General features: G+C 62.4%; 16 protein-coding genes and 2 tRNA genes. 8 read left to right on the plus strand and 10 right to left on the minus strand.

Annotated features, from left to right (window positions below; all coding sequences use genetic code 11):
- Window positions 1–10: 10 nt before the first annotated feature.
- Entirely contained in the window at window positions 11–769 is a 759-nt protein-coding gene (locus tag F8E02_RS09365; protein ID WP_317065269.1) for a dienelactone hydrolase family protein, read from the minus strand.
- A gap of 319 nt (window positions 770–1,088) precedes the next feature.
- Here F8E02_RS09365 and F8E02_RS09370 point away from each other — a divergent pair, with 319 nt between their 5' ends.
- Complete coding sequence (locus F8E02_RS09370) at window positions 1,089–2,960, plus strand: PAS domain-containing protein (RefSeq protein ID WP_317065270.1); 1,872 nt, start codon at window positions 1,089–1,091, stop codon at window positions 2,958–2,960.
- 368 nt (window positions 2,961–3,328) lie between these two features.
- Window positions 3,329–4,822, plus strand: a complete 1,494-nt coding sequence (locus F8E02_RS09375) for a DHA2 family efflux MFS transporter permease subunit (RefSeq protein WP_317065271.1) — start codon at window positions 3,329–3,331, stop codon at window positions 4,820–4,822.
- A gap of 87 nt (window positions 4,823–4,909) precedes the next feature.
- On the opposite strand, the gene F8E02_RS09380 is transcribed toward F8E02_RS09375, so the two are convergent.
- A complete protein-coding gene (locus F8E02_RS09380; protein ID WP_317065272.1) occupies window positions 4,910–6,403 on the minus strand; it encodes a potassium/proton antiporter in 1,494 nt (497 codons plus the stop codon).
- Window positions 6,404–6,639: 236 nt separating this feature from the next.
- Between F8E02_RS09380 and F8E02_RS09385 the strand changes: the two genes are divergently transcribed.
- On the plus strand, window positions 6,640–7,728 hold the full coding sequence (locus tag F8E02_RS09385) for an AI-2E family transporter (protein ID WP_317065273.1): 1,089 nt from the start codon (window positions 6,640–6,642) through the stop codon (window positions 7,726–7,728).
- A 79-nt stretch (window positions 7,729–7,807) separates the two neighbouring features.
- Complete coding sequence (locus tag F8E02_RS09390) at window positions 7,808–8,077, plus strand: hypothetical protein (protein ID WP_317065274.1); 270 nt, start codon at window positions 7,808–7,810, stop codon at window positions 8,075–8,077.
- A 99-nt stretch (window positions 8,078–8,176) separates the two neighbouring features.
- Here the strand turns inward: F8E02_RS09390 and F8E02_RS09395 are convergent, their stop codons facing one another.
- The 7 genes from F8E02_RS09395 to F8E02_RS09425 all read right to left on the minus strand — a co-directional run bounded on the left by F8E02_RS09395 (window position 8,177) and on the right by F8E02_RS09425 (window position 13,807).
- Window positions 8,177–8,578 (minus strand): cupin domain-containing protein, encoded by a 402-nt coding sequence (locus F8E02_RS09395; protein WP_317065275.1) that lies wholly within the window; start codon window positions 8,576–8,578, stop codon window positions 8,177–8,179.
- 334 nt (window positions 8,579–8,912) lie between these two features.
- Window positions 8,913–9,227, minus strand: coding sequence for a ferritin family protein (locus tag F8E02_RS09400; RefSeq protein WP_317065276.1), 315 nt, complete (start codon window positions 9,225–9,227; stop codon window positions 8,913–8,915).
- Between the two features lie 704 nt (window positions 9,228–9,931).
- Window positions 9,932–11,635: a bifunctional metallophosphatase/5'-nucleotidase gene (locus F8E02_RS09405; protein ID WP_317065277.1), complete on the minus strand. Its 1,704-nt coding sequence runs from the start codon at window positions 11,633–11,635 to the stop codon at window positions 9,932–9,934.
- 177 nt (window positions 11,636–11,812) lie between these two features.
- Window positions 11,813–12,250 carry an FKBP-type peptidyl-prolyl cis-trans isomerase gene (locus tag F8E02_RS09410; RefSeq protein WP_317065278.1) on the minus strand — a complete coding sequence of 146 codons (438 nt, stop codon included), beginning with the start codon at window positions 12,248–12,250 and terminating at the stop codon, window positions 11,813–11,815.
- Between the two features lie 73 nt (window positions 12,251–12,323).
- A complete protein-coding gene (locus tag F8E02_RS09415) occupies window positions 12,324–12,740 on the minus strand; it encodes a class I SAM-dependent methyltransferase (RefSeq protein ID WP_317065279.1) in 417 nt (138 codons plus the stop codon).
- 182 nt (window positions 12,741–12,922) lie between these two features.
- Window positions 12,923–12,995 (minus strand) — tRNA-Thr (locus tag F8E02_RS09420).
- Between the two features lie 80 nt (window positions 12,996–13,075).
- Window positions 13,076–13,807 carry a sugar phosphate isomerase/epimerase family protein gene (locus F8E02_RS09425; protein ID WP_317065280.1) on the minus strand — a complete coding sequence of 244 codons (732 nt, stop codon included), beginning with the start codon at window positions 13,805–13,807 and terminating at the stop codon, window positions 13,076–13,078.
- A gap of 142 nt (window positions 13,808–13,949) precedes the next feature.
- Between F8E02_RS09425 and F8E02_RS09430 the strand changes: the two genes are divergently transcribed.
- Together F8E02_RS09430 and F8E02_RS09435 are read left to right on the plus strand one after the other, a co-directional pair.
- Window positions 13,950–15,128, plus strand: a complete 1,179-nt coding sequence (locus F8E02_RS09430; protein ID WP_317065281.1) for a hypothetical protein — start codon at window positions 13,950–13,952, stop codon at window positions 15,126–15,128.
- 26 nt (window positions 15,129–15,154) lie between these two features.
- Window positions 15,155–16,123, plus strand: coding sequence for a radical SAM protein (locus tag F8E02_RS09435; RefSeq protein ID WP_317065282.1), 969 nt, complete (start codon window positions 15,155–15,157; stop codon window positions 16,121–16,123).
- On the opposite strand, the gene F8E02_RS09440 is transcribed toward F8E02_RS09435, so the two are convergent.
- Window positions 16,124–17,161: a mechanosensitive ion channel family protein gene (locus tag F8E02_RS09440; RefSeq protein WP_317065283.1), complete on the minus strand. Its 1,038-nt coding sequence runs from the start codon at window positions 17,159–17,161 to the stop codon at window positions 16,124–16,126.
- Window positions 17,162–17,208: 47 nt separating this feature from the next.
- On the opposite strand from F8E02_RS09440, the gene hypD reads away from it, so the two are divergent.
- Window positions 17,209–18,240, plus strand: a complete 1,032-nt coding sequence (hypD, locus tag F8E02_RS09445) for a hydrogenase formation protein HypD (RefSeq protein WP_317065284.1) — start codon at window positions 17,209–17,211, stop codon at window positions 18,238–18,240.
- Window positions 18,241–18,292: 52 nt separating this feature from the next.
- Window positions 18,293–18,364, plus strand: a tRNA-Arg gene (locus F8E02_RS09450).
- The last annotated feature ends 362 nt before the right edge of the window (window positions 18,365–18,726 follow it).

Here is an 18,726-nt window from a genome sequence, read left to right on the forward strand (position 1 = left end):
GGATGGGGAATCAGCCGAGCGTCCTGTTGAAGAACGCGACCATTTCCTCGTAGGCATCCTCCGCGACGGGAGTCTCCGAGATCTCTCCGTCCTCGATCATGAACCCGTGGGGCTCGCCCTGGTAGACCTTGAGCTCGAAGTACTTCCCGGCCTCATCGAGATCGGTCGCGTAGCGGTAGATGTCGGCCACCGGGCTTGGTTCATCCGCCGTGCCGTGGATGATCAGCATCGGGTCGGTGATGTTCTCGATGAACTCTGCCGGCGGGGTCCCGTTCGCCTGTCCGCCGGAGTAGGGGAAGCCGTACCAGGCGACGCCCGAACTGAACTCCTCTATTTGCGGCAGGAAGAGCATCGTGTAGCGCCCGCCCGCGCAGAACCCCGTCAGTCCGAGGCTGCTCTCGTTGACTTCGGGCCGGGTGTCGAGATACGCGACCGTGTCCCGGACCAGCCCTTCCATCACTTCATCATCGGGCGCCTCTTCAAAGGTCTGCCACTCCGGGGCGATGACGACGTACCCCTCGCCGGCAAGACGGTCGACAAGGGCCTGGTACCCGGGTTCCAGCCCGTTGAAGGAGTGGATCAGCACGACTCCCGGGTGGGTCCCGTCTTCTCCGGGCGTCGTGATATAGGCCGGGTAACTCTGGCCGCCGCTCTGGATGTTCACCGTCGTTCCATTTCGTATCTCTGCGGTCCCTATCTCGGTTGCGCCGGCGCAGCCGACGAGGAGGAGCAGAGATACGACCGCTGCAAGCAGGATAACATTTCTCATGGGTCTCCCTCCGTCAGGGTGCACCCCCATCCGGCTCATACCACTTAACATTGTCACCCGGCATGACCGGCGAGGGGCACTCGGTACTACCCGAACACATTGCACGATCCAGCGGCTGCACCCTCGGGAACCGGCGGTCAGGGCGGCATGTGAAAGGGGAGGTGGAGGCCTTCCGGGCTTCTTCATCGCCCGGACACCGGTGGAGTGCTATGGCGGTGAGGGCCGGGTCGCCCGGAGAGATGGGCGGTGTTCCGGTTTACGCTCCGGTCGGCAGGGGAAGAAAGATAACCCCCCTGCCTACTATACAGGTGTAGAACCGATGGATGCAGATCCGGGTCAGTATGAGCACGCCATCGATCGGCTCAGGGCTCTCTGCGAGAGGACGGTCGATGAAACCGAGAGGCAGATCCTCACAGAAGCAGTAGCCGTCCTCTCCGGGCTGCACAGCAAGAACAAGGAGCAGGTTGGTCTGGCGGACGCAATCCTGTCGGCCACCGGCCGAGGGGTGATCGCTTATGATGCCGGCGGCAGGGTGATCAGGGCGGGTCCGGCGATGGACGAGATGGCCGTGACGAGCCTGGTCGGCATGGAGATGCAGGCGGTCGCTGCGGCCCTGACGGTACGCCACCCCGATGGCCGGCAGGTGCGGCAGGAAGAACTGCCGGCCTACCGGGCTCTCAAGGGGGAGACGGTGGCAGGAGAGCGGCTGGATATCACGAGCCGTGAGGGGAGGACCATCCACGCTCTGGTCTCCGCCGCCCCCGTTATCATCGGGGGCGTGCCCTCCGGAGCCGTCGTGGCCTGGCAGGATGTCACCGAGCAGGAGCAGATACAGCGTCGCTTAAACGAGATGAGCACCCTGCTCGAAGGGATGTTCGAGAGCCTCGGCGACATCGTCGGGCTCCAGCTCCCCGACCATACTATCCTCCGCTACAACAGGGCCGGTTACGAGGCGCTTGGCATGACGCCTGAAGAGGTGATCGGGAGGAAGTGCTACGAGCTGATCGGCCGCGACCGTCCCTGCGATGTCTGTGCGACCCGGGCCGCCGTCCGGAGCAAACGTCAGGAGCGTCTGGAGAAGTATGTCCCCGAGATGGGGCGATACCTTGAGTGCCGGAGCACACCGGTCCTGGACGAGAACGGGAATCTCCTCCTGATCGTCGAGCACCTCCACGACATCACCGACCGGGTCCTTGCCATGGACGCACTCCGGGAGAGCGAGGCGACGGCCCGGGCGCTCCTCAACGCCCCGACCGACGCGATCAGCCTTATCAGTGCGGACGGGCGGCTGATCGACGTCAACGAGACGATGCTCAGGCGCTATGGGAAAGGCAGAGAGGAAGTCGTCGGCAGGCATATCAACGAGATCTTCCCCCCCAGGATCGCCCGCGAGCGTCTCGAGCGTCTCGCTGAGGTTCTCGAATCGGGGGCACCGGTCCGATTCGAAGAGCGAGGGGTGATGGGCTGGTACGATGTCGTCATCTACCCCATCAGGGACGAGACCGGCCGGGTCGCTCGATTGGCGGTCATCGGCCGGGACATCACCGACCGGAAGCAGATGGAAGAGCGGCTCGTGGAGAGCGAAGAACGACTCCGGAGTATCTTCAGGGAGGCGGGGATCGGCATTGCCCTCCTGGACCTCGACTGGAGGATCACGCAGACCAACCCGGCGTTCCGTCGGATGCTGGGCTACGAGGAGAGTGATCTCGTAGGCAGATCCGTTGCCGAGGTCACGCACCCTGACGACATTGAGGCGAACCGGGCCCTCTTCTACGAGATGGTGGCGGGCCGCCGGAAAAGGTTCCAGCTGGAGAAACGCTACATCGGAAAAGACGGCCGCGTCGTGTGGGCCCGCCTGACCGCGACCATACTCGGGGACACGAAGGATCTGCCGCGCTTTGTCGTCAGCATGGTCGAGGATATCAACGACCGGAAGATGGCTGAGACCCTGAGGACGGAGGCATTCAACCGGATCGAGCAGAACATGGAACAGTTTGCAATCCTTGGCGACCATGTCCGCCATCCCCTGCAGGTGGTCCTTGCACGGGCGGACCTCATGGACGACGAGGAGACCGCCGAGAAGATCCGGGAGCAGGTCCGGCGGATCAACAAGTATATCAAGGAACTCGACCGGGGCTGGATAGAGAGCCGGAAGATCCGGGAGTTCCTGCGGCGTCACGAGATGGTGTAGGAGTGTCCGGCGGTGCAAGACCGATCCCGGCATCTCATTCCGCAAGGACTGTCGGAACGACAGGAGCACAGTGCGTTCTTCGCGGCTCGCACCGTCAGGCTTCAGAGGGAAGCCAGTGATTTGACTTCCAGCGGGGGCTTTCCCAGAATGTGGAGGGCTGTGAATGATAGCCTGCGCTTCATATCAACCGTGCATCCCTCATATGCACGGGCATCCCGGTAGGAGGGGGCACTTTGCCGCCGGGTAATGGTGGCCAGGAGAGCGGCCTTCAGCCATTGAGGAACACCTCAGAGCACCTTCCGGGAATAGAGGTTGTCGGGCGCACCCGTTCCAAAAAATCTTAACCTGAGCCGAAAGCAGATCACTACATGCATCAACCGGACGGCAGCGCCCCGCAGCAGCGATACACCCTGCTCATGGTCTCGATCGCGGTCGCGATGTTCATGACGTCGCTTGACGGGACCATTGTGAATATCGCTCTTCCCACGATCTCGACGATCTTCGACCTTCCCTCGACGACGGTCAGCTGGGTTGCGACGGCGTACCTGCTGGTGCTGACGGGCTCTATCCTCGTCTTCGGGAAGGTGGCGGACAGGATCGGTTTCAAGACCGTCTTCCTCGCCGGGTTCTGCGTCTTCACGGCAAGCTCGTTCTTCTGCGGCTTTTTTCCGGAACTCTTCGACTCGTTCTGGGTGCTGATCGGCGCGCGGGTGCTCCAGGCGATCGGCGGAGCGATGATCGCCGCGATCGCCCCGGCCCTGATTGCGGCGTTCCTCCCGATGACGATGAAAGGAAAGGCGATGGGGATCGTGACCACGTTTGCGGCCTTCGGGACCGCGGCCGGCCCGATACTCGGCGGCCTCCTGACGCAGTACCTCTCCTGGAACTGGATCTTCTACATCAACGTCCCGGTCGGGATCGTTGCCGTCCTGCTCGGCTCGTACGCGATACCGGCGGGCCGGACGGCGGGCGGGGCGCCTTCGCCGTTCGACCGGCTCGGTGCGGTCCTCATATTCGTCGGGCTCGGCTCCCTGATCTACGCCGTCAGCGAGGGATCCGCGCTCGGCTGGACGGACCCGGCGATCCTCGCTGCACTCGCGGCTGCAGGGATCGCGCTCGGATACCTCGTCCTCCACGAACGGAGGACGGCCGATCCGCTGCTGGACTTCCGGCTCTTTGCGAACAGGAACTTCCTCTACGTCAACCTCATGCTCGCCCTCTCCTACTTCCTCTTCGGCGGCGTCAACTACCTCCTCCCGTTCTTCCTCGAACTGGTGAAGGGCTTTGACCCTTCGACCTCCGGGCTCGTCCTCACCGCGCTCTCGTTCGCGATGATGGCAAGCGGCATCCTCTCCGGCATGCTCATCAACAGCCTCGGGAACCGGAGGCTCTGCATCGCCGGCGCGCTCGTCGTCTCCGCCGGATACCTGCTGTTCCATCTCTTCTCGGCGGCAAGCACGCTCCACTACATCATCGGCACGTTCGCTATCGTGGGGTTCGGCCTCGGTTTCCTGCTCTCCCCCGGCACGAACATGGCGATGAACATGGCCCCCCGTGATAAACACGGCATGGTATCGAGCCTCATCTCCGTGGAGCGCTCCGGCCCGATAACCCTCGGCATCTCCTTTGCCAGCATGCTCTTCATCCAGGCGATGCTCACGGTCGGGTCCCATCGCCACGTCACGGCGTCTTCCCCGGCGAACATCAAAATAGACGTGCTTGCCACCGGTTTCGATCTGGTCTTCATCGCCATCTTCGCCGTCTCGCTTGCCGTCGTCGTCCTCGCGGTCTTGAGCCGGGACGAGGTCCATGCCGACAACCTCGAAGAGGGTGCCTTCGAGGCCGCGGTCGCCGGGGTGTAAGGCCCTTCCGGCTCTTTTTTCGGAATCCCACAACGAAGGCTGACCGGGCCAGGGCATCGGTCCCCGCCCCGCCCCTTCACCCGCGGATCACGTCTCATCGGCAGAGCTGCCCTCTGCCTCCTCCCTGCTGAAAAGCCTCGTGCGGACGGTATCGGCCAGATCGTCGGTTGTCAGGAGAAGAAGCGTGTCTTCGGCCTCGATGACGGTGCTGCCGCCCGGAACAAAGCGTTTCTCCCGCTTCTGCATCAGGATGATGAGGGTCCCCTTCGGCAGTCCGAGGTCGACGACCTGCTTCCCGACAACCGGGGCTTCGGGGGGGATGACGAGTTCCAGCAGCTCGCTCGGGGTGTCTGGGTTCATCTCGAACTCCCTGGAGAGTTTGTGTGTCTCCTGGAGCGGTGCGGAGAGGCCGAGCCACCGGGCGACGGATGGGATCGACGTCCCGTGAACGAGCGCCGAGACGAGGACGATGAAGAAGACGAGGTTGAAGATCGTCTCCGCGCCGGGCACGCCTGCGACAAGGGGGTAGGTCGCGAGAATGATCGGGACGGCACCCCGCAGCCCCACCCAGGAGACGAGGATCTTCTCGTTTATCGGCATCTTCCAGGGGAGGAGCGAGATCATGACGGCGACCGGTCGCGCGACCAGGAGGAGGAAGAGCGCGGCGAGGAGGCCGGGGACGATCTCGGCTACGAGCTGCGAGGGGAAGACGAGCAGGCCGAGCGCAAGGAACATCACGATCTGCATCAGCCACGCGATCCCGTCGTGGAACCGGACCAGGCTCTTCTTGTGGACAACGATGCTGTTGCCCATGACCAGCCCGGCGATGTAGACCGCGATGAACCCGTTCCCCCCGAGGGTGGCGGTCAGCCCGTAGGTCAGCAGCACCATCGTGAGGCTGAGCACCGGATACAGCCCCTCGAACTCCAGTTTGAGGCGGTTGATCAGGAAGACGATCGCCTGCCCCATCCCGTAGCCGAGCAGGCCGCCGACCGCCATCTGCTGCACGAACATCGGGAGGATGGCGAGGAGCGACGTGCCGGGGATGAGGATCACGCTGATGACACCGATGGTGAGCAGGACTGCCATGGGGTCGTTGCTCCCCGATTCAAGCTCGATGAGCGGCCGCAGGTTCCCCTGCAGACGTGCTCTCGCCGTCCGGAGGATGGAGAAGACCGCGGCCGCATCGGTGGACGAGACGACCGCACCGAGGAGGAGGGCCGTAAGCGGCGGGAAGCCGAGGACCAGGACGGCAAACGCCCCAAGCAGGCCTGCGGTCAGCACGACGCCGAGCGTCGAGAGGGCGATCCCGGGTCCAAGGATCGGCCGGATCTGCTCCCACCGGGTGTCGAGGCCGCCGGAGAAGAGGATATACGCAAGTGCGATAATCCCGATGATCTGTGCGAGCCCCGGATCGTCGAACGGGATCCCGCCCGGACCCTCCGAACCCGCCAGCATCCCGACGATGAGGAAGATGAGGAGCGCAGGAACGCCGAGCCTCTCCGAGAACTTGTTTGCCAGGATGCTGATCAGGAAGAGCAGCGATATCCCGAGAAGCAGGAGTTCGAGAGTGACCACCATCTGTGCATACGATTCAGGCCTGAACCTCCTTAAGGCTGACCCTTCACGACCTTTTGCCGGGATGACGCTCCGGCGGTCTTTCCGCTCTTCCGTGCAGGGGGGCGGCAGGGTGAGATGAAACGGCCCGGCCTTCCATCGATGGACCGGAGTTTTCACGGTCCCCGGATAGATCACCCCGATCTGTTTCGGGGGATTGATATGGTTGCCACATGAACTGTTACCTGGTGGAACCCAGGATGGCAGACACTCCCGCTCTTTCCAGGTCTCTTGGCACCGTGCTCCTTCTGACGGCGGCGATCTTCCTCGTCATCGGAATCCGGTCGATTGCGTATATCGTGACCATCATCGTTGTCTCGTTGATCCTCGCCATGCTCGCCTACCCCGCAACAAAGGCGCTCCGGTCGCGGGGCCTGCCGGAGGGGGCCGCCGTCGGCGCGGTCGCGATCGTCGCCTGCCTTGCCGTCATGCTGCTCTGTTATCTCGTCTTCTTCTCGTTCGAGAGTCTGGTCCAGGATATTCCTCTCTACCAGCAGGAGTTGAGCGCCCGGCTCGCAGAAGTCCTCGCCGTCCTGGACCGGTTCGGGATCGATACGGGCTCGTTCTCCCCGTCATCGATCGACCTGCAACGGTTTGCCGGGATCCTCTCCTCGTCCGCCCTGAGCCTCGTCGACCTTCTCCTCTACCTCTTCTTCATAGCCGTGACGACGATCTTCATGCTCCTCGAAGCGCCGAGAGTGCCCGGCCGTATACAGAAGTTGGCAGGGGGCGGGTCGGGGAAGATCGAAGGGTTCTCCCGCATGAGCAGGTTCCTGATCGACTTCGTCATCGTCAGGACCGAGGCGAATCTCGTCCACGGCTTCCTCTTCGGCACCTTCCTCTGGGTCATGGGGGTGCATGCGGCCGTTCTCTGGGGGGTGCTGACGTTCCTCCTCTCCTACATCCCCTATATCGGACTGGTCGTCGCGGCGCTCCCGGCGATCTTCTTTGCCTGGCTGCAGTTCGGGATCTGGGGCGCGATTGTGGTGCTCGCGGCCGTCGCCGTCCTGAACGCGCTGGTGGAGAACCCGATCTTCGCGCACTTTGCGTCGAGACGGTTTGATATCCCCGCCCTCGTGGTCATCCTCTCAGTCATCTTCTGGGGCTGGGCCCTCGGCGTCGCCGGGATGATCTTCGCCGTCCCGCTCACCCTCATCATCCTGATGGTCTTCCAGTTCAGCGACGACTGGGCGTGGGTGAACACGATCCTCGGTGTCGACCATCTCTTCATGGGGGAGCAGACACCCCCGGTGGAGAGCAGGGGAGTCGAAGCGCCGCCGGCGAGGTAGGATAGAGGTACCGACCTTTTTCCGCCTCTGCCCCGCCATGCCGGAAGGTTGATACCTTCTTCAGGCATGCTCTCCTGGAATGAAGATGCTGCACACAAAGGAGATCATCCAGAAGATCTGGGACGCACAGGGCTACGGGAACCTGGCGGTCTGGGGGGACGGTGCGACCGTTGTCATCGCCCCGGGGGAGAGCCCGGAGAGGGGCGGGAAGGCGCCGCTCGCAGTCTTCAAGCCCATTCCCCTGGTGGCGGGATTCTCGATGCTGGACTTCGCCCTCCACGACCCCGCGCTGCTGAGCCTGATCGAGACGACGATACGAGAGGCCGGCGGTGAGATCGAGCGGGACTGAGAGGGCGGCAGGCATCCGGGGCGATGGGCGGCCGGTCCCGGCGGGGAATCCCGGTCGGGACGACCATAAAAAATGGGTTTTGATGGGTCCGGAGAAGAGTTACTCGGTCGTCTTGCCGTCGAAGTGCTCTTCGCTGGCCATGGCCTCTTCGCGGGTCTTCCGGACGATCTTGTCCTGGTGCTCCGGCGGGGAGTATATGGTGTAGAGCTTGAGGTTGGCGGTCTTTGAGGTGTTTATCACGTTGTGGTTCGCGCCGCTCGGCACGATCACGGCGCTGCCGTCCTTTACCGCGTATTCCGTGTTGTCGATGATGACTTTCCCCTCTCCTTCCTCGAACCGGAAGAACTGGTCGACGTCGTCGTGCACCTCCGCGCCGATCTCCTCGCCGGGCTTGAGGGACATCAGCACGAGCTGGTTGAACTTCCCCGTGTAGAGGACTCTGCGGAAGTCGGTGTTCTGTACCGTCTCTTTCTCGATATCGGCCATAAATCCTTTCTTCATCACTACAACCTCCTTTGTGGAGTAACGGTTAGTGTTACCGATGCAATGTGAGGCGCCGCGACTATTTATCCTTTAGGATGCCGGAGGTCCGGGCGGGCTTTGGAAAGCAAGAGAGCGACTCCCGATCGGCCGTCTGGTTTTGAGGGCCGGATCTGCGGGCTCTCCACCGCCGGGGTGCCTGTCATTCACGCAGGCGGGAGAACTCCTCCTGAGCTGCCGGTCAGGGACGGGTCCGACGGAGCAGATCCCCGGGAGAGACCGGCATCTGGCGGCGTTTCATATGCCGGTGGATCGGATCGCGGTCCCCCCGGAGGGCGGTGCGAGAGGGGGAATCTCACGCCCCGCCCTTCTTCACCTCCTCGATCATCTCCTCGACCTCCTCGTAGCCGTGCCGGTAAAACTCCTCTTCCGTGGGCTCGATCTCCCGGAGGAGACGGAGGAACTCCCCGGCGTGCTCCTTCTCCTCATCCGCGATATCCCGCATCACCTTCCGGACCAGCGGGTCGTCGGTCGACTCGGCGATCTGGTTGTAGAGCTGGATCGCCTCGTATTCGGCAGCGATCGAGAACCGGATGGTCCGGATGAGTTCCCCCCGGTCCAGTTTGCGTTCCATGCGGTTCCCGGAGAACGGATTTGCAAATTCGGGCATCTCGAATGACCTCGGGGGCTCATGCGACGGGGCGTTATTTATAGGTTGGGCCGGTTACTGCTCGAGAGCCTGTGGCCACAGGACGGTCTATGTCTCATTCTTAGAGTGATGCTTGACGATGAGATCGATTCTGCTACATCTCCCCATCTCCGCGCACTCATCGGACCACCCTGGGTTTGGAATCGGGAGGAGATATTATGCTCAAGGTGACAATCTCGTTCAAGATGGCAATAGGTGTTCTACCAAATGGGAGCTGTGGTCGATATCGGTCAATTAACGTCCGGGCCGCAGACCGCACCCGGCACGATGATCCGGCGGAAAAAGAGACCTTAAAACGGCTCTGTTGAAATGGTCTACACCCTCTGGAGAACACTCAGTTACGTGGAGAGGGTACTGGTGTGACCTCACGCGAAGCCGCGAAGGCGCGAAGCCTGAAATGGGTGTTGACAGCCTCTTTCGCGTTCTTCGCACCTGACGGTGCTCAAGCTCGCTACGCTCGCACTTCGCGGCTTCGCGTGAGTCAAGATGTATGGATAATCCTGCAATGGACTCGATCTCAGGGAGAGGGTTTCAACAGAGCCCTTAAAACGGTAAACGGGGTGGCATCGGCAGAAGAGCAACCGTCGTTTCACGGGTGCAACTATCGGGCCAATACCGGAAGAGAGGATGAAATGGTCCGGATTCCCGGTAGCGCCGTCCGATCCTCACGCGACTCTCGCGATCCTCCCCTCCGGCTTCATCTCCGCCGGCTCCGGGAGAGATTCCATATACGCGACCAGTGCATCGACATCGAACGGCCCGTTGACTATGTTCGTGCCTTCTCTGAAGGTGGTATACTTGTCGCCGCCGGTCGCAAGGAAGTCGACCATTGCTGCTGTATACTCGGCACTCGGGTCCAGCGGAGTGCCGTTTACCAGGACCTCGACAATCCTGCTGCCGATGGGCTTTCTTTCGTCGAAGGTATACGACAGCCCGGAGACTGCGAGATTGTGGGGCGGTAACGGAGTCTCCCACTGCCGTTCCAGCACGTCCCGGACCCGGTCTCCCGTCATGGTCATCGAGAGCACGGTCGAAGAGAACGGCTGCACAGCATAAAGGTCGCCCCACGTGACGGTACCCTCAGCTATCTCCGCCCGGAGCGATCCGGTGGTGACAAACGCGATATCGGTGTTCATTGCCGCCCGCTGGCCGTCGGCGACGAGGTTGCCGAGCGTGGATTCGCCGGCATCGGTCTGCAACCGCGTGATATTCGCCGATGCAACCGTTATGATCCGGCTGATCATCGGCCCGACCGCCTCTTCGCTCATCTCAAGCAATGATAGGGCCTCCGGGTCGGGAGAGGTGCCAGGCGGGCGGTCTGCATACGTCGGGACGATCCGTGCCGACGTATAGATGACCTCGCCGGTGAGGGGGTCGATGACGAGATCGATGTCGGCAAACGCCCTGCTGTAACTGTATGCCTGCGTCACCAGCACCGGTTCTTCGCCGGCGTTCTCCAGGTAGGCGTTGGTGAACGCATGGGTGTGGCCCGAGAGGACGACATCCACGTCCGGGTCAAGGCCGGCGACGATCCCTGCGATCCTGCCCGTGACGTTGCCTCCCTCCCGGGTCGGACCGTCATAGGGCTCCTGCCGGCCGCCTTCGTGGAGGAGGACGACGATCGCATGCACTCCCTGCTGCCGGACCTCCAGGACGTAACGGTTGATCGATTCGGTCTCGTTTTTAAAGACGACCTGTTCGAGGTTGATAGCCTTCTGGATCGAAGGCGTCTCGACTGTTGTGGCACCGATAAACGCGATCTTCGCACCCCCGGCATCCCGGATCGTGTAGGGGGCGGCAAGGAGGGTGCCGTTCGTCCTCCAGACCACGTTCGAGCAGACATATTCCGCTGCCGCACCCGGGTAGGGATCTACCATGCGGACGACGTTCGTCGCACCGTTCCCGCCACGAACCATCCGCAGCAGTTCGTCCGTGCCCCGGTCGAACTCGTGGTTGCCGAAGGTCGCGATCATCTCCGGGTAGTCGTCCGCGAGGCTGTTGAAGAAGAGCAGGGTGGGCTCGTCCAGCAGCAACCCGGACTCCGGCGGCGACGCGCTGACGATGTCCCCGGGGAGCGCGATGAACGTGGCCGTCCGGTCGCCGTCCGCCACCGCGCTTCTGAGGTACGACGCAAGCACCGGCGCGCTCCCGGCCGGCTCGCCGTTGAGGTTCTGCCCGGGAGGCAGCTGCCCGTGGAAATCGTTGACTGCGAGGATCTTGACGTGTACCGGTTCTGCTGCCGGAGACGACGGGGGGCAGAAGTAGTCCGAGAGTGCGATGGGGACGAGAACGACGAACAGGAGAATCAGCAGGCCGGCGACCGCCTGCCGTCGGTGCGATCTGCCGCGTGTGGACGAACCGGCTGTCATAAAAAGAGGTCCTTCCGGACGGTATAAATACCAGCCGGAATAGATCCGGGCAGGGGCGAGTAAACCGGGTTCTTATACAACCTGATCGGCATGATGCCCGTCCGGCACGGCAGGTTCTATCCTGCATTCACCGGGCGGCCGGATGAGCGACTCCTCACGGTTCCGGGGACGGGGCGCTCAGCCGTCCCGGGAAAGTATCGCCGCGACTGTGATCGCGTAGGTGATCGTCTCCCCCGCGAGCGGGTGATTTGCATCGACGGTGATGCTTTTCTCGTCCAGGTCGAGGACGGTCACCAGGCAGGGCTTTCCCATCACCTCCACCTTGAGGAACTCCCCGGGGACCGGTTCGTGGTCGAGGTTCAGTTTCTTGCGTTTTATCGTGACCACGAGTTTCTTGTGGAATTTCCCGTAGGCCTTCTCCGGGGGGAGCACCACGGTCACCGTTTCGCCGGGCTCTCTGCCGATCAGCGCCTCTTCAAAGAGGGGGTTGATCTGCTTCGCCCCGAGGGTTACCCGGACCGGCTCTCCCGGTCGGGTGTCCTCAAAGACCTCCCCGTCGGGGCGGGTGCTGGTGAAGTGCAGGAGCAGGGTGTCGCCGTCTGTCACGGGTGCCATAGGTGCCTGATCGGTTTGTCGGCAGGGGTTTTAATTCATCGGGAATACGGTGAATCTGCAGGGAGTGACCCGGCTAATCAGGCAGTCGTCCGTAACTGTTGTTATATACCTTGCCGGGCTCAGGCCGGGTGAGCTTAAGTCCGGTCCATACGTCGTCGATACGCAGGTTGACGCTTTCGACCAGCCCGTGGTTATACCCGATCGCGATCACCTTTCTGATGTTGAGGTCCGTACCCAACTGTCCGCCCTTTGGCCACGATATCCATAGTTTGCCGCCAGGGGCGAGGTGCGCTTTTAGTTCCGCAAGGTGCGTATCAAGTTCTGCCAGGCTTTTGACAAAGTAGTGTATGTAGTCGAACGTGCCCTCCAGGTCATCGGCTATATTCAGCGAGGGTAGATTCATTGCCGCCACGGCCTCTGGTGGCGCATCCATGAAGAATGCTCTCGTTCCTTCTTTAACACCCATTTTTTCCGAGACGGACTCTGGCATATGTAGATTGCCTCTGGTGTAGCATCGCAAAGAAGATCACCCTGCCGGCCCGCTCCAGAACAACGCCGGGGGTCTCGTCAGAGCAGCCGGCAAAACTGCGTTACGCCGCCTGAACTCTGCACGTTCGCGGCCTGCCATAACAGGTGTATCGGACCCTCGATGAATGCTGTATTACAAAACAGAGCCTCAGGCGAGATTCGAACTCGCGACCTCGTCCTTACCAAGGACGCGCTCTACCGGCTGAGCCACTGAGGCCTAATGCACCATTCATGTTGGAAGTTTTCCCTATAAAATGTTACGGATAGTGCCGGCCGGAGATCCCGATACGGCCGGCCTTATTCTCCCCGCGCGCCGGCATCGATCGCTTCGAGCGCGGCTATGCTGGCGGTCACTCCCTCGAACGTCTCGACCTCGACGATGGGGACGACGTTGTTCTTCTGCACGGCTTTCATCACGGCGGCAAAGTCGATCGTCCCGGCTCCGACCGGGGAGTGCGTATCGTCATCGCCCTTGTTGTCGTGCAGGTGGAAGTGGGCCGTCGGGTGCGCGAGGAAGCAGTCCAGGCACCCGTTCAGGTTCGCGTGGCCGACATCGAGCGCAAGCCCGATCCCGTCGATGAGCGGCAGATCTTCGCAGGAGCGCAGGAAGAAGTACTCCCAGTTCCCCATGTTCTCGACGAAGAACGTGACCGAACATTCGGCGGCAGCCGCCTTGAGTTCCTCAAGCGACTGTCGGAACTTCCCCGCCGCCCGGTCCCGCTCTTCGAGCCATGCGTAGTAGCCCGGGTGGACGACCACATCCGCCCCCACCTCAGCGGCGATCTCGAACGTCTCCGTCAGGACCTCGACGCTCGCCCGCCGGATGGGCTCAAGAAGACTCGCGATGTTGACCCCGCGGGACGGTGCGTGGATGAAGTAGAGGTAGGAGTAACTCTCCAGCGGCTCCGCGCTCGCGAGGTAGTGGAGCCCTTCGTCCATCACCTCCACGCAGTCGGTTACGGGGGCAAGTCTATCGAGTGCTGTAGCGAGCGGCTCGCGGTGAAGGCAGTACGTGGAGATACCGAACATACAGGATCTTCTTGCCGGTATCTTAAATAGGTTCAGCACGGGTGGCCGAATTCCCCTGCCGTACCTGCTCTCCGGGAGCCCTCCGGCAGCGCGAAAGGCAAATCCAGAGGGTTTATGACACTCGCGCCCCAAAAGAATAATCATGGCTGACGGCTTCGTTCCGGGGGTTGTCGTCTCAAATCAGCTCGAGAGAGCAAAGGCTGAGATATTCTCTTTCATCGAGTCCAATGCCGAAGCCATCGATGAGAACTTCCCTGTGTTCTTTGGAAAGATCGTCACGATCCTCGACCGTGCAGGTGTTCCCGTTCCGGATACGGTGCACGACGAGTTCATCGATGCAATCGTCTACCGGGTCTTTACCGTCAGCAAGCGGGCGGAGGACGCGCGGTTCGTCAACCGTGCCTGCGAGATCGCCTGCGGGATGAAGCGCAAGAAGGAGCGGAAGGCCGGCGTCCATCTTGCAGCTGCCGTCAGGCTGATGAAACTCGGGATGCCGCTTGCGGCGGCGGCTTACCTCCAGCCTTACCGGAGGCACGACGCTGCCGTAGGACTCTGGCACGCCTACTGCTATTACGTCCTCTACAAAGAAGGCTCGACCGAGCCCGGCTACTCTGCCGCCGAGCGCTGGAACTACCTGAAGTCTGCGCGCCAGTACATCGAAGAACTCGGGCAGCTCCGCCCGGGTCTCCAGCGGCTGGCGAGGGGGGAGTTCGAGCAGGACCTGTGGCTTGCCGAGCCGTTCTGGGTGATGGTCTTCCTTGCGACCGAGTGGATCCCCGAGAACCGCTGGTTCCTGGAGGTCGGGATCCTGCAGGCGAAGCAGGAGAAGAACGAGGTTGCCCTGGTGAAGATGCTCCAGATCGGCCTCATCCGGTTCTCCGGCGATATGCTCTTCTACCGGGAGGCCTACCACCTCAAGTTCGAGCAGGGGGACCTCGGCGACGCCCTGGGCCTCATCCGGGACATGCTCCAGCGGTTCCCCGCCGACCCCGAACCGGTCTACTACGGCCTCCGGACCGCCCTCTACCTCCCCCGTGAGGGAGAGTTCAATGAGTTCCGGACGCTTGCGGAGGGGATGCAGATGCCGGGGCACGTCCTCTGCCTCATCGACTACGCCTACGCCTTCATTCGGGGGAGACAGGCCCAGGCGACGCTCTGCCTCGACGAGTTCCACCGGAAGTACCCTTCGCTGAACTACTACTCCGACCTGCTCCGGTTCGTCACCGCCGACGCTCCCGCAAGCCGGGAAGGCGCCTGCCGGGCGGTCTTCGTCTCGGTCGACCACTTCTGCAGGAGAATGCTCAAGATCGCCGAGACATAAGGGTATGTGCCGCGAGGAGAACCCTGATGAGCCCTCGCGACGATAGGTTGCCCGGATACCTCATGGCCTACCAGCACCTCTTCGGCCCGGTCCCCTCCCGGCGCCTCGGCATCTCGCTCGGGATCGACCTGGTGCCGCACAAGACCTGCACCTTCAACTGCGTCTACTGTGAGTGCGGGCAGACGACCGACCTCACCTGCGAGCGGCGCGAGTACGTCCCGACGGACCGGGTCCTCGCCGAACTCGACGATTTTCTCGCGCGGGACCCGGACCTCGATTACGTCACGTTTGCCGGGTCCGGGGAGCCAACGCTTCACTCCGGCATCGGCGAGATCATCGCCTTCATCAAGGACCTCTACCCCCGCTACCGGGTCGCGGTGTTGACGGGGAGCGCGCCTCTTGCTGACCCGGAGGTCCGGACTGCCCTCATGCGGGCGGACCTCGTGGTGCCCTCGCTCGACGCAGTCTCAGAGGAGGTCTTTCTGGAGGTCAACCGCCCCTGTTCTGGCCTCACGGCCGCAGGGGTGCTTGCCGGGATAACGGCCTTCGCGAGGGAGTTTCCCGGCGAGGTCTGGCTCGAGGTCTTCATCGTTCCCGGCAAAAACGATACGGAGGAGGAACTCCTCCGGATACGGGACGCCGTCGCCGCCATCGGGCCGGACCGCGTCCAGGTGAACACCCTCGACCGTCCGGGCACCGAGGCCTGGGTCCGGCCGGCACTGCCCCGGACGGTCGAGAGGGCGGTATCGCTCCTCGGCGGGAACGCGGAGGCGATCGGAGCGGCGTGCACCGGCCCGGTGGTGCTGCCCGATCTCCGTGAGGCCCTGGAGAGCATCCTCTCGACCGTCAGGCGCCGGCCCTGCACGCCCGGCGATCTCGCCGTCCTCCTCGGCCTCCGTCCGGCCGAGATCTCCAAATGCCTGAGGGTCCTTGAGGATACCGGGATGGTGGAGACCGTGCAGGAAAAGAGAGGGATGTTTTACCGCGCGGTCTGATCAGGCGCGCAGGTGGACGTCCATCTGCGGGAACGGGATCTCGATACCCTCTTCTGCAAACCGTTCGCAGACCCGGGTGTTGACGTAGTCCTGGACGTCCCAGAGCTGGTTGAAGACTTTTGCCCAGATGACGAGCGTGAAGTTCAGGCTCGACGCTCCGAACTCGAGGAAGTATACGGACGGCGCAGGATCGGAGAGGACGTACTCCGACCGTGCCGCGGCCTCGTTGCCGATCTCGAGAAGAACCTCCTTCACACGCTTGACGTCGCTGCCGTATGCGACTGAGACCGGGATCTTGATCTTTAGCCTGACGTCCGGCATGGCGTAGTTGACGATGACGCTGCTTGCGACCTTGGAGTTCGGGATGGTCACCATCTGGTAGTCCAGGGTCTTGATCCGGGTGCTCCGGGGACCGATGCTGACCACGTCCCCGAGGTAGGTGTCGATCTTGATGCGGTCATTGACCGCAAACGGTCTGTCCGCGAGGATCACCGCACCCCCGAAGAAGTTGGAGATGATGTCCTGGGCCGCGAGCGCCACCGCGAGGCCGGCGATCCCGGCGCCGGCGATGAGCGGCGTGATGTCTATCTCAAGTATCCGGAGCACCATGAGGATGGCGATGAACCAGACCACGTAGCGCGCCGAAATCTCAAGCAGCCGGATGATCCGGTCGTCGAGATCGGTCTCGGTCTGTGACGCCATCCATCTCCCGTAGAGGCTGACGAAACTGTAGACGAATGAGGAGACCACCCAGGCCGCGATGAAGGTTCCCACCGCGGTGAAGTACTTGGCGGAGAAGAGCCACGCATACTCTCCGAGGAGAGCTTCGGGGTCGACGAAGAGCGTTACGGCGATCCAGACGGAGCCTACGATGATAGCGATACAGAGGGGCTTGTCGAGCGAGTAGAGGATGATGTCGTCCAGCTTCGAGTCGGTGAGGTCGGCCCTTTTCTGCCCCCACCGGAAGACCTCATGGACGACGAAGGCTGCGAAGATCCCGCAAAGGATGATCGCGCTTCCATACAGGATGCTGTTCATGCCGGTACTAATATGTGCTGCCGGGTGGAATATAAGCATGAGAATCCATGGCGGTTGGTAAGGAGATCCTTGATGCGTTGCACGCTCTCGTCGACCGGGAGATCACGCTCATGCACATCTGCGGCACCCACGAGGCGGCGATAGCGCGCGCCGGGCTCCGGAGCGTCCTCCCTCCGAAGCTCAAGATCGTGATGGGGCCGGGCTGCCCGGTCTGCATCACCCCGCAGGGCGAGATCGATGCCGCGCTCGACCTGGTGGAGCGGGACTGCACTATCGCGACCTACGGCGACCTGCTGCGCGTTCCCGGGTCGAAGGGGTCGCTGGAGTCGAGCGGCGGGGACGTCAGGGTGGTGCAGGGCGTCCATAAGGCGGTCGAGATCGCGCGGCGAGAGCCGGACCGCGAGGTCGTCTTCATATCGGTCGGGTTCGAGACAACCGCGCCGACCGTCGCCGCCACGATCCTTTCCCGCCCGCCGGAGAACTTCTCGATCCTCTCGTGCCACCGGCTCGTCCCGCCTGCGATGGAGTGGCTCCTCGGCCAGGGGGAGGCGGCGATCGACGGGTTCATCCTCCCCGGGCATGTCTGCGCGGTGATGGGCTACGAGGAGTACGAAAAGTTCCCCGTCCCGCAGGTGGTCGCGGGGTTCGAGCCGGAGGACATCCTCCTCGGCCTTCTGATGGCGGTGCAGCAGGTCCGCGACGGGGTGCACCGGGTGGAGAACGCCTACCCGCGCGTGGTCACCCGTGAGGGGAACGTCAAGGCGAAACGCCTGATGTACGAGGTCTTCGAGCCGTTCGACATCGAGTGGCGCGGTTTCCCCGTGATCCCGGCATCGGGCCTCCGCCTGAAGTCCGAGTTCGAGGGTTACGACGCGCAGAAGAAGTTCGGCATCGAGATCCGGCATGTCGACAAGCACTCTGCCTGCATCTGTGACAAGGTGCTCCGCGGCGTCGCGCGGCCCTCCGACTGCCGGCTCTTTTCGAAGGCCTGCACCCCGCGCACCCCGGTCGGCCCCTGCATGGTCAGCCACGAAGGAGCGTGCAAAATCTGGCATCTCTATGAATCGCGGAGGGCATGAAGCCCTCCCCGCCGCTGGCCTTTTATACCATGCCTGACAACCTATTATGGCAGTCCCGGTAGGGTAGTGGATATCCTGAAAGCCTCCGGAGCTTTCGACCCGGGTTCGAATCCCGGCCGGGGCGTTTCGATCTTTGCGATCGCTTCCACCCAGGCAAGTTTTTTTTCATTCAGGTATATATCACAGCGATAGCCGTCTGCACTCTCGATCCGCCGATCCGGCCCTATCTCCTTGTATCTCTTCTCCGCGCGCGGGAGTCTCCGGCCCACGCCGAAAGGCAGGGGAAGCGGGCACTCCGGGGCGGGGGGTTACCCGCCGTCGCAGAGGCCTCCTGGCAAATCAGGCCCTCCACCGGTGTAGTATCCGGCAGCGATGATGTCTCACCCGTTTGAGGGGAGAAATCTATCGCATAATTTAAATACAATAAGTCTGGATGATATCTGGGCACTCGATGACTGGTAACAAATCTGAGTCCTGCCATTGCAC

Origin of the sequence: Methanoculleus caldifontis (assembly GCF_032842345.1) — an archaeon.
Taxonomy (GTDB): domain Archaea; phylum Halobacteriota; class Methanomicrobia; order Methanomicrobiales; family Methanoculleaceae; genus Methanoculleus; species Methanoculleus caldifontis.